At 66.9% G+C, this 11338-nt stretch carries 10 protein-coding genes; 3 read left to right on the top strand and 7 right to left on the bottom strand.

Going from position 1 to position 11338, the window contains the following annotated elements; all coding sequences use genetic code 11:
* Positions 1-10: 10 nt before the first annotated feature.
* Positions 11-454 carry a CBS domain-containing protein gene (locus H6717_26685; protein MCB9580646.1) on the bottom strand — a complete coding sequence of 148 codons (444 nt, stop codon included), beginning with the start codon at positions 452-454 and terminating at the stop codon, positions 11-13.
* Positions 455-513: 59 nt separating this feature from the next.
* The gene (locus H6717_26680) at positions 514-969 is read right to left on the bottom strand and encodes an Hsp20 family protein (GenBank protein MCB9580645.1); all 456 of its coding nucleotides are present in this window, start codon (positions 967-969) and stop codon (positions 514-516) included.
* A gap of 199 nt (positions 970-1168) precedes the next feature.
* Between H6717_26680 and H6717_26675 the strand changes: the two genes are divergently transcribed.
* Positions 1169-1591, top strand: a complete 423-nt coding sequence (locus tag H6717_26675; GenBank protein ID MCB9580644.1) for a hypothetical protein — start codon at positions 1169-1171, stop codon at positions 1589-1591.
* On the opposite strand, the gene H6717_26670 is transcribed toward H6717_26675, so the two are convergent.
* From H6717_26670 to H6717_26655, 4 genes are read right to left on the bottom strand one after another with little or no spacing between them, the layout of a single operon-like run.
* The gene (locus tag H6717_26670) at positions 1574-2191 is read right to left on the bottom strand and encodes an AAA family ATPase (GenBank protein MCB9580643.1); all 618 of its coding nucleotides are present in this window, start codon (positions 2189-2191) and stop codon (positions 1574-1576) included. The genes H6717_26675 and H6717_26670 overlap by 18 nt on opposite strands.
* 4 nt (positions 2192-2195) lie before the next feature.
* Positions 2196-2639 carry a universal stress protein gene (locus H6717_26665; protein ID MCB9580642.1) on the bottom strand — a complete coding sequence of 148 codons (444 nt, stop codon included), beginning with the start codon at positions 2637-2639 and terminating at the stop codon, positions 2196-2198.
* On the bottom strand, positions 2636-4525 hold the full coding sequence (locus tag H6717_26660; GenBank protein ID MCB9580641.1) for a GNAT family N-acetyltransferase: 1890 nt from the start codon (positions 4523-4525) through the stop codon (positions 2636-2638). The genes H6717_26665 and H6717_26660 overlap by 4 nt, the downstream gene beginning before the upstream one ends.
* Before the next feature lie 48 nt (positions 4526-4573).
* A complete protein-coding gene (locus H6717_26655; protein ID MCB9580640.1) occupies positions 4574-5245 on the bottom strand; it encodes a universal stress protein in 672 nt (223 codons plus the stop codon).
* Positions 5246-5490: 245 nt separating this feature from the next.
* On the opposite strand from H6717_26655, the gene H6717_26650 reads away from it, so the two are divergent.
* Positions 5491-6036 carry a hemerythrin domain-containing protein gene (locus H6717_26650; GenBank protein ID MCB9580639.1) on the top strand — a complete coding sequence of 182 codons (546 nt, stop codon included), beginning with the start codon at positions 5491-5493 and terminating at the stop codon, positions 6034-6036.
* Positions 6037-6087: 51 nt separating this feature from the next.
* Here H6717_26650 and H6717_26645 read toward each other — a convergent pair whose 3' ends face one another.
* Positions 6088-8868, bottom strand: coding sequence for a cation-transporting P-type ATPase (locus tag H6717_26645; GenBank protein ID MCB9580638.1), 2781 nt, complete (start codon positions 8866-8868; stop codon positions 6088-6090).
* Between the two features lie 195 nt (positions 8869-9063).
* On the opposite strand from H6717_26645, the gene ccoN reads away from it, so the two are divergent.
* Positions 9064-11337: a cytochrome-c oxidase, cbb3-type subunit I gene (gene ccoN / locus H6717_26640; protein ID MCB9580637.1), complete on the top strand. Its 2274-nt coding sequence runs from the start codon at positions 9064-9066 to the stop codon at positions 11335-11337.
* The last annotated feature ends 1 nt before the right edge of the window (position 11338 follow it).

The following is an 11338-nucleotide window of genomic DNA, read 5'->3' as shown; positions in this document are numbered from 1 at the left end:
GGAGCCGCGTTCATGCCTGAGCTCCTTCGTAGCGGAAGCATCGCGCACTTACTTGCCGAAGCAAACGCGCAACGCGGATTGGCTCCTCCACCTGCAAAAGATCCGTGATGCTGACCACCCCGGCCAGATGCCCGTTTGGGTCCACCACGACGAGACGAGACTTCTGATGCCGAGCCATCAAGGCTTCCACCTGGTCGAGGCTGTCGTCCCCACGGCAGGCGATGACGGCGGTCGTCATGATCGCGCTCGCGGTGGTCGTTTCCACCGGCAGCTGGTCCGCGCACACCCGGAGCGCGAGGTCGCGATCCGTGAGCACACCGACGACCGTTCCCTCGCGGTTGCACACCGGCAAGAATCCGATACCGGCGGCGCGCATCTCTCGCGCAGCCCGCGCTGCCGTCGTCTGCGGCGCAATTGCGGACAGCTGGCGCTTCATCACGTCCTCGCACTTCATGGGTCCCTCCCTCGGGCCGCGCGAGACGATGGGGCGCGTCTCGCGCGGCCCTCTGGGCCTCAGGTCTTCTTCACCGAGATTTGCTTGGGTTGTCCTTCAGGCTTCTTGGGGATCAGAACGGAAAGCACGCCGTCCTTGAGCTCCGCGTGGATCTTGTCCGCGTCCACGCCCTCGGGCAGCGTGAACGCTCGAGTGAAACTCCCCACGGTGCGTTCGTAGGCATACAGCGTCTCCCCCTTCTGGGTCTTCTCCGCTTCGCGCTTGCCGCTCACGATCAGGCGATTTTGCGCGAGCTGCAGATCGATGTCCTCCGTCTTGATGCCGGGCATGTCCGCCTTGAACACGAAGGCCTCGGGAGTCTCCTTCACGTCGAAGGCGGGCCAGAAGCTGGCGCCTTCCGGCTCGAAACGTGCGGAGGTGAAGGGGTCCCAGCGCATCAGCTCCCGCATGACGCGGAAGGGATCCCAGTGTCGCTGAGCGATCGCCTTGTCCTTCTGGACCTCGATGTCGGTCATTGTCACGTCCACCCCTTTCTCAGTGCGGCAGAACGCCGCGGAGCCTGGTGGAGCAATCTCCATTCCAAGCAACTGCCGGGATAGGAACGCTTTCTTGCGCACGCGGTGCGCAAGCCTCGATGGCCAGCGTCAGCCTTGCGCACACGACGGGACACCGAAGCAGTCGCACGTCGGCACGGCGAATGCAGTGCTTCGAGGCATGACCCGCGCCTTTGTCGTCGCCCTGTTGCTCACCGCCTGTGGTCCACCCCAAGTTCCGCCACCCTACCCTGCACAGCGCGGAGAAGCACCGCGCTCGAACGCCGCCATCGACGGCGAGGTCCTGGGCGTGGATCAGACGCCTCCCTCCGCCCAGCTCGACCGCTCCGTGAGCCTGGTGATCCGTCCCGAGGCGGACCAGCCCGTGGAAGTGCACCTGGCCCCGCAGTGGTACCTGGACGAGCACGGCATGCACATCGCAACCGGTGAGCGCGTGCGGATCCGCGGCAAGGGCGTCACCAAGGCGGGCAAGACCGTCATCGAGGCGTCCCGCGTGGAGAAGGGCAACCAGACGCTCGAGCTGCGCAACGCTAGCGGCAAGCCCTTGTGGCAGTCCGATGCGGATCTAACCGGGGGGCGGTGACGACGGCATTTGCGCCACCAGGCTCTGCAGGATCGCGAGCCCCATCGATATCTTCTCGAAGAACGATTGCGAGTGCGGCACCAGGAAGAAGCGCGGGTGTTTCGACCATTGGGCGCGGAGCAGCCGATCGAGCTCCCGGGCCTCTTCTACGGACTCGGTGCGAGCCGGATTGCCGCTGTTGATCTCCAGTCCTCCGGCTGCCGCGCTTTCGAAGAACACCACTGCGCCGTAGCGGGAGAGCTCCTGCTCCAGCGAGGTTCCCATTGCGTCGAAGAACTCCTCCGGCGGGCCGGGCCAGTACACCGAGCCGTCCACGGTACCGCGGTCGCACAGCAAGACGCGCGTGGGGTGTGCCGCGGATTGCACGTCCTCGATGCCGCGCTGCACGTGGAAGATCGCAGTCTGCACCGCGCGGAGCGCGTCGGGCTCCCGTCGCCGCGGAAAGCCGCCGGTGAACATGATGGTGGCGGCTTCGGGAACCAGCACCACCCGGGAGCCGATCTCCCGGCGAAACAGATCCGCGGCCGTGGTCTTGCCCCCACCGGGGCCGCCCGTCAGCACGATGCGGCAGTGGTTGTTCTCGGCGATTTCCTTGCCCATCTCGCTACTCTTCCCCGCGGACGGTGAGCACCGGGACCGGCGAGCTCCGGACCAGCTTCTCCGCCACGCTGCCGAGCATCCAGCGTTTGACGCCACCGCGACCGTGGGTGCCCATCACGATCATCGTGTGCTCCGGCCCCAGCGCGGCGAGCACCGCGCCGGCCGCGTTTCCGCGCACCACCCGGCTGTGCACCTTCACCTCCGGCGGCAACCCCGCGCGCCCGAGGAACTCGCGCATTTCTTGATCCGCGTTCTCTGCCACGATCTCTTCCAGCGGTCGCGGCCTTCCGGTTTCGTCCGTCACCCGCATGCCGGGCGGAGCGTCCGGCATGCACTCCCAGGCGAAGACGACGTCGAGCCCGGTGCCCAAGGCGCGCGCGAGATCCGCCGCCACCCCGAGCACCCTCAGGGAGTGCTCGGAGTAGTCGACGGGCACGAGCAGCGTCATAGCCGTTCTCGAGGCCGCATGGTCTCCGGCGGCGCCTTCGGCTCGAACGTCATCACCACGTGGTACACGCCGCCGTCCAGCTCGGTGCGCACCTCCATGCCGCTGCGATAGAACACGCCCAGCATCGCGGCGTTGGACGCGAACACGTCCGCCGTGAAGCCGGCCAGGCCGCGAGCCCGGGCGATGTCCCGCATGCGCCGCATCAACAAGGTGCCGAGGCCCTTGCCCTGCCACTCGTCCTGCACCACGAAGGCGATGTCCGCCAGGCTGGTCGCAGGGTCCACGTCGTAGCGCGCCATGGCCAGGATCTCGCCGCTGGGGTCGGTGCCTTCGCACACTACCAGTGCCATGTTGCTCTCGTAGTCCAGCTTGACCAGGTCCTGCATCTCTTGATGGGAGTGGCTCCGCTTGTACTGCATGAAGCGCTGGTAGGTGCTCTCGTCGCTGAGCCGGTAGAAGAGATCCTGCAGCGTCTCTTCGTCGGCCACGCGTACCGGACGCACCAGCACGGTGTGGCCGTGGAGATCCTCCACGCGCTCTTCCTCCCAGGGGTACACCGCGCGCGGCGCGACCTGGTCGGGAAACACGTAGCGTCGCCCCTTGGCCGCTGACAGCAGCTCTCCCCGGAAGTCCGGGTGAGCGATCTCGATCAGCGCCATGGCGCGCTGTCGGATGCTCTTACCCCACAGATCCGCGACGCCGAACTCGGTGACCACGTAGTGGACGTCCCCGCGGCTGGTGACCACTCCGGCGCCCTCTTCCAGCACCGCTCGGATGCGGCTCATCTTGCCGTCCTTCGCGGTGCTGGGCAGCGCAATGATGGGCTTGCCACCGTTGCTGCGACCGGCGCCGCGGATGAAGTCCACCTGCCCGCCGATGCCCGAGAAGAAGCGGCCCATGAGCGTGTCGGCGGCCACCTGCCCCGTCAGGTCCACCGCCAGGGCGGAGTTGATCGCGACCATGTTGTCGTGCCGGGCGATGGTGAACGGGTCGTTGGTGAAATCGCTGGCGCGCATCTCCACCGCGGGGTTGTCGTCGATCCAGTCGTACAGGCGCTTGGTTCCCATGGCGAAGCTGGTGACGATCTTTCCGGGCAACAGCGTCTTCTGGCTGCCGTTCACCACGCCGGACTCCACCAGGTCGATCACGCTGTCCGAGAGCATCTCGGTGTGCACGCCGAGGTCGTGATGATTGGCGAGGGCCTCGGTGACGGCGTGCGGGATGCGACCAATGCCGGTCTGCAGCGTGGCACCGTTGGGGATGAGCGTCGCCACGTGGCGACCGATCTCGCGGCACACGTCGTCCAAGGGCTCGATGGCGAGCTCCGGCAGGGCGGCGTCCACGGGCACCAGGGCATCGAAGCGATTGACGTGTACGAAGGAGTTGCCCAGCGTGCGGGGCATCCGTGGATTCACCTCCGCGATCACCAGCTCCGCGGCATCCACGGCGGCCCGCACGATGTCGAGGGACACGCCGAGGCTCACGTAGCCGTGGGCATCCGGCGGGCTGACCTGCACCAGCACCACGTCCACGCGCACCCGGCGCGAACGAATCAGCACCGGGATTTCCGACAGGAACACGGGCATGAAGTCCGCACGCCCTTCCTGCACCGCCTCGCGCACGTTGGCGCCGATGAAGAAGGCGGTGTGTCGGAAGCGCTTCTCGAGGCCGGGCTTCACGTAGGGCGCCGGCCCCAAGGTCAGCAGGTGGACGATCTCGTTGTCCGCCAGGTGATCGCCGTGGGCCACCAGGGCTTCCACCAAGCTGGCGGGCTCCGCGGCGCCGGATCCAATCAGGATGCGACGGCCCCGCGGGACGAGACGAATGGCTTCTTCGGGTGTAGCGACCTTGTCGGCGTAGAGCATACGCCAATCCATGTCAGGCATCGGGCTCCTGTAGCGCGACGAGGACTGCGCTTGTCGAGCGAGCAGCTCTCAGTCTTGTCGATTGATCAGAGGGGCATTCTCGTGGGAAGCGACGTTGCGATCCACGTAGTGATAAGTGTGGGCGCGGACGTGGTGCTCCTTGTGCCGAGCGCACCACAGCTCCTTGCCGTCCGAGTCCTTGCGCGCCTGCACGCAGGCGGGGCACGGCGGCTCGATCTCCGGCACCGGCGCGCCCTGATCCTTGGGCCGCACCACCAGCACCGGGCAGGGCGCCAGCCGCACCACGCCTTCGGCGACGGACCCGAGCAATAGCCGGCGCAACCCGCGACGCCCATGGGTGCCCACCACGACCAAGTCCGCTTCCAAGTCGGAGGCCAGCTGCGCCACCTCCTCCGCGGGGGAATCCAGCCGAAGATGCGTCACCGCCCGCTCGAACACCGGGCGATCGAGCGCCTCGCGGCGAGCGACGAAGTCCTCCAGCCGCTCTTCGACGTACAGCTTCAGCTTGTGGGAGGCCTCTTCCATGCTGAGCGTGGTGATGTCCCCGCCCGTGTCCAAATGCACCATCGGCCCATAGCCGCGAGCCACGTTGATCACATGGACCTCTCCGTTGGGCTTGTCGCTGGCCAGGGTGAACGCGTGCTCGAGGGCCGTGTTTCCGGTCTCCGAAAAGTCGATGCCCACGACGACCACGTACGGGACCTTGCTTCTTGCGTTCATGGCGGGCTCCTCTCGGCCGCTGCGCGAGCGACTCCGCCCGGCGAAATGTGCACGCTACGTGCCAATGCCGGGGGCCCCCGTCGCCCCGCTATCTCTCCCCCTGGGGTCGCAACCATTGCGCAAGAACGAGCAAAAGCGCATTCCTTTCGCCGGCAAGAAGCCGGTGTTTGCTGCAGTCGCGTGGCCCGAGCCTTGCTACGGTGACGGTCCGGCGCAGCATCTGCGGCTGCGGATGGAGAAAGACGATGAACCCCATCGACGTGCTCCAGCGTGAGCATCAGCTGATCGAACGGATGCTGAGCGTTCTCGACGCGCTCACTTCCCGCGCCGAAGCCGGAGAGCCGGTGGAGCGCGCGGATCTCGAGCGCTGCGTGAAGTTCTTCCGCGAGTTCGTCGATCTCGGCCACCACGAAAAGGAAGAATCGATCCTGTTCCCGGTCCTCACGGACCTCGGCTTCGATTGGAGCAGCGGTCCCCTGGCGCGCATCCGCAAGGAGCACGACCAGGAACGCTACCTGATGCGCTCCTTGCGCCACGCCGCACTGCAGAAGAGCGAGTGGAGCGTGGACGGTCGCCGCCACTTCGTCAGCGTTGCCCGCGAGTTCCTCGAGCTGCAGCGCACCCACCTCATGCACGAGAACCTCGATCTCTTTCCGCTGGCTCGCACGAAGCTCCCGGAAGACCGCGGCGCCAAGGTGGTGGCGTCTTTCGAGAATCTGGACGGCGAGCGCGAGAACTTCGACGAGCTCGTGGCTTCCGTCGGCGAGCTGTACACGCGCTACCGTCATTGATTTTTTGTCGGGGCAGCGCGGGCACGACGTTTCCGCGGCGGCCCGGCAAAATCAAGATCCGCGAGAAAGCTTACCGAGCAGTTTCTCGGCTTCGCCCACGAGCCACACGGCCATCGAAAGGCCCAGCACCACGGACACGTCGCGGAGCGACAGCGGCACCGTCTGGAACACGGACTGCAGCACCGGCACGTACACGGCCACCGCTTGCAGCCCCAGCGCGACGACGAAGGCACCGAGCAAGCGCCAGTTCTTGCCGAAGCCGAGGGTGAACACCGAATCCCGACGCGAGCGCGAGCTGAGCGCGTGGAACAACGGCGCCACCGCCAACAGCGTGAAGGTTGCCGTGCGCGCCACCGCGAGCTCGCCACCGGCGAGGTGAACGTAGCTGAGGCGGTAGCCCTCGAACACCAGCAGACCCAGGACGCCCATCAAGGTGCCGTAGCCGAGCAGCCAGCGGAGCTCCCCGGCGCTCACCAGCGCGGCCTCGCTATCGCGCGGCGCCTCCCGCATCGGATCGCCGGTCGCCGGTTCCATGCCCAGGGCGAGGGCGGGCAGTCCGTTGGTGATCAGGTTGATCCACAGGATCTGCGTCGGGGTCAGGATCGGCTGCCATCCGAGCAGAGCAGCGACCAACACGCTGAGCACCAAGCCGGTGTTCACCGCGAACAAGAACACGATGAAGCGCTTGATGTTGCCGTAGACGATGCGCCCCTCTTCGATGGCAGACACGATAGTGGCGTAGTTGTCGTCGAGCAGCACCATGTCGGCGGCCTCTCGGGTCACGTCGGTGCCGCCCTGTCCCATCGCCACCCCGATGCTAGCGGCCTTGATGGCGGGCGCGTCGTTGACGCCATCGCCGGTCATGGCCACCACCTCCCCCGCGGCCTTGAGCGCCTGCACCAGCTCGAGCTTGTCCTGGGCGGTGGCGCGCGCCAGCACGCGCAGATCCCGCACCCGCGCCCGGCGCTCCGCCTCGGACAGTGCTTCGAGCTCACGGCCGGTGAGCACGCTGCGGCTACGCTCGTCGTCGGACAGGTCGCTCAGCATGCCGATCTCCCTCGCGATGGCCTCCGCCGTGCGAGGGTGATCGCCCGTGATCATCACCGTCTTCACGCCGGCGCGGGCCGCCCGCCGTAGCGCTCGCGGCACCTCCGGCCGTGGCGGATCGGCGAGCCCCACCAGACCGAGCAGGGTCATGTCGCGCTCGAAGCGCGCGATCACGTCCACGCGGCGAGAGCTCGGCGGCGGGTCGTCGGCGGGGACCACGGAGCGCGCGACGGCGAGCACGCGGAGCCCGTCGGCGGCCCAGTCTTCCACGGTCCGGTGCACCCGCTCGCGCTCGGCGTCCCCCAGCGGACGAAGCTCGCCGTCGTCGTGGAGCACCGTCTCGGCGCGTTCGAGAATCGACTCCGGCGCACCGTGGGCGAAGGCGAAGAGCGCGTCCTCCCCGCGAGCCACCACCGTGGTCATCTTGCGCTCGCGGTCGAAGGGAACCACGCGCTCCACCGGGTAGCTCTCGCGCTTCTTGTCCGCGCGGCTGGCCAGCGCCGAGTGCAGCGAGAGCAGCGCGGCGTCGGTGGGATCCCCGCGGATCTCGCTCTCGCCCCGTTCGTTCTCGATTTCCCGTGCGGCGGGCGAGAATCCGCAGCCGAGCACCAGCTCGCCGAACGGGTGGTGCGGCAAGAAGCTGGCGGGCTCTTCGTCTCCGCGCTCGAACACCAGGGTCTGTTCGTCGGCGCCAAGCTCCACCGTGAGCTCGCGGCTGCCCGCCAGCATGCGCCGGACGGTCATGCGGTTCTGCGTGAGGGTACCGGTCTTGTCGGTGCAGATCACGGTGGCGGAGCCCAACGTCTCCACGGCGGCCAGCCGGCGCACCAGCGCGTTCTTCTTCGCCATGCGCTGGACGCCGAGCGCCAGCACGATGGTGGTGATCGCCGGCAAACCTTCGGGGATCGCCGCCACCGCCAAGCTCACCGCCGTGAGCAGCAGAAAGCCGATCGGCGCCTCGAGACGCACCAGACCGACGGCGAAGACCACGGCTCCGACCAGCGCGCAGCCCACCACCACCCAGGTGCCGAAGCGGCGAAGGCTCTTCTGCAGGGGAGTGTCCGGCGAGCGGACTTGGCCGAGCAGGGTGGCGATGCTGCCGAGCTCGGTGCGCATGCCGGTGTGCACCACGACGGCGCGACCGACCCCGCGCCCCACGTGGGTTCCCATGAACAGCATGTTGGCGCGCTCCGCGAGGGCGGTCTCCGCGTCGAGGCGCGTGGTTTCCTTCTGTACGGGTTGGCTCTCACCGGTGAGCGCCGCCTCCGTCACCACCAGATCCTCGGCCGCCACCAGACGCGCGTCCGCGGGCACGCGATCGCCCTCCGAGACCAGCACCACGTCTCCTCGAGCCACCTCCGCCGCGGGCACCCGAACCCGCTCGCCCGCACGAAGCACCGTCGCCTCCGGTGCCCCCAACCGGCGCAGCGCCCTCAACGCTCGCTCCGCCTTCCGCTCCTGCACGAAACCGATGGCGGCGTTCATCAACACGATGATGCCGATGGCGATGGCGTCGCCGAAGCGGCCGAGAAAGGTCTGCTTCTCGGGTTCGGACCACGCCAGAGCCACGGCGAGGGCCGCCGCCACCAAGAGTGCGATCACCGTGATGTCGGTGAACTGTTCCAAAAACTGACGCACCGGCGATGGCGGGGCTGCCTCCTCCAAGACATTGTCGCCGTCCCGCTGCCGCCGCTCGGTGGCGTCGGAAACGGACAGCCCCAGGGCCGAATCCACCGCGAATCGCCGCTCGATCTCCGCGATCTCGCTGGCCCACGGGGGAGCCACGTTTCGCAGATCATGCGTCAAGTCCGATTGGGGACGCAGCCGTTGCGCCCTCTTGATGGGGGCAAAGGAGCCTTGGCTCTGACCCATGTCGGGACACTCTTCTCGAAGCGGCGCCGGAGGCGCTGGATTGCAGTTACACCGTGTGACCGACCCGGGGGAAGTGCCACCCCTTTGGGCCCGGGCACGCTTCTTGCGATGCCGCGGCCGAAAATGTCTGAGCAGCCGTATCGTGGTTCGGAAGGGCGCCTGGAGAAGTTCACCTACGACGACGCCATCGTTCGCAAGTTCACCTTTGCGACGATCGTGTGGGGGCTCGTCGCGACGTTGGTCGGGTTGTGGGTGGCGCTGATGATGGTCGTCCCCTCCCTGTCCTTCAATCAGCCCTGGCTGACCTTCGGTCGCCTCCGGCCCCTACACACCAACGCAGCGATCTTCGCGTTCGCGGGGAACGCGATCTTCGCCGCCGTGTATTACTCGACGCAGCGCTTGCTCAAAGCCCGCATGTTCAGCGACAAGCTGAGCGCGTTCCACTTCTGGGGTTGGCAAGCGATCATCGTGTCGGCAGCCCTCACGCTGCCCTTCGGGATCACTCAGTCCCGCGAGTATGCGGAGCTCGAGTGGCCGATCGACATCGCCATCGCGGTGGTCTGGGTGGCCTTCGCGATCAACCTGTTCGGAACCATGGCGCGACGCCGCGAGCGGCACATCTACGTCGCCATCTGGTTCTACATCGCGACGGTGATCACCGTCGCGATCCTGCACATTTTCAACAATCTCTGGATCCCGGCGGGGCTGTTCAAGAGCTACTCGATCTACGCGGGCGTCCAGGATGCCTTCATGCAGTGGTGGTACGGCCACAACGCCGTCGCCTTCTTCCTGACCACGCCGTTCTTGGGCTTGATGTACTACTTCCTGCCCAAGGCGGCGAACCGCCCGGTGTTCTCCTACCGCCTGAGCATCCTGCACTTCTGGTCGCTGGTGTTCATCTACATCTGGGCCGGACCGCACCACCTGCACTACACGGCGCTTCCGGAGTGGGCCTCGTCCCTGGGCATGGTGTTCTCGCTCATGCTGTGGATGCCCTCCTGGGGCGGCATGATCAACGGCCTGCTCACGCTGCGGGGCGCCTGGAACAAGGTGGCCCAGGACCCGATCCTGAAGTTCTTCGTGGTGGGCGTGACCTTCTACGGCATGAGCACCTTCGAAGGACCGATGCTCAGCATCAAGAGCGTGAACGCGCTCTCTCACTACACCGACTGGACCATCGCCCACGTCCACAGCGGCACCCTCGGCTGGAACGGCATGATGACCTTCGGCATGCTGTACTGGCTGGCGCCGCGCCTGTTCCAGACCAAGCTGTGGTCCAAGAAGCTGGCCGAAGTGCACTTCTGGGTCGGCACGCTGGGCATCCTCTTTTACATCGTGCCCATCTACGCCGCCGGCGTGACCCAAGGGCTCATGTGGCGCGCTTTCGACCAGACCGGTCGCCTCGCCTACCCGGACTTCGTCGAGACCGTGGTGCGCCTGATGCCCATGTACTGGGTACGTGCTTTGGGTGGTACGCTGTACGTGGCCGGCGTCGTGATGGCTCTGGTCAACCTGCTGGCGACCTGGAAGACGCGCCCCAAGACCTACGAGGTGCCCGAGCACGAGGCTCCGGCTCTGCGCCCGGCCACGGGCCCCGAGCCTCACCCGGAGATCCCGGCTCACGCCACCAGCGCGCACCTGGCCTACAAGCTCAAGTACTTCGTGGACGCCGCTTGGCACCGCAAGTGGGAAGGCCGTCCGTTGAAGTTCACGGTGTGGGTGACCATCTCCGTGGCCATCGCGTCGCTGTTCGAGATCATCCCAACGTTCTTGATTCGCTCGAACGTCCCCACCATCTCGAGCGTCAAGCCCTACACCCCGCTCGAGCTCGCGGGGCGGGACATCTACGTGTCCGAGGGCTGCTACAACTGCCACTCTCAGATGGTGCGCCCGATTCGGGCGGAGACCGAACGCTACGGCGAGTACAGCAAGCCGGGCGAGTTCGTGTACGACCACCCCTTCCAGTGGGGCTCACGGCGCATCGGTCCGGACCTGCACCGCGTGGGCGGCAAGTACCCACACCTCTGGCACGTCCGACACATGGACGACCCCACCAGCACCACGCCGCAGTCGATCATGCCGCGTTACCCGTGGCTGCTCACGGACGACCTCGACTACTCGGTGATCCAGTCCCACGTGGACGCCCAAGCCATGTTGGGCGTGCCCTACGGCGAGGCGCTCAACAAGGCGGAGCCCATGGCTCACGCTCAGGCCCAGGAGATCGCCGCGGAGATCGTGAAGCAGGGTGGGCCGAAGGGCCTCGAGAGCAAGAAGATCATCGCCCTGATCGCCTATCTCCAGCGTCTCGGCACGGACATCAAGAAGGCCCCCCCCGCCGCGCCGAGCGACAAGAGCGTGGCGCACCTGACCGAGGAGAAGTGAG

It is taken from the genome of Polyangiaceae bacterium (assembly GCA_020633235.1).
Classification (GTDB): Bacteria; Myxococcota_A; Polyangia; order Polyangiales; family Polyangiaceae; genus JACKEA01.
The sequence above is the reverse complement of the archived record's forward strand: the minus strand, read 5'-3'. Positions and strand labels throughout refer to the sequence as shown.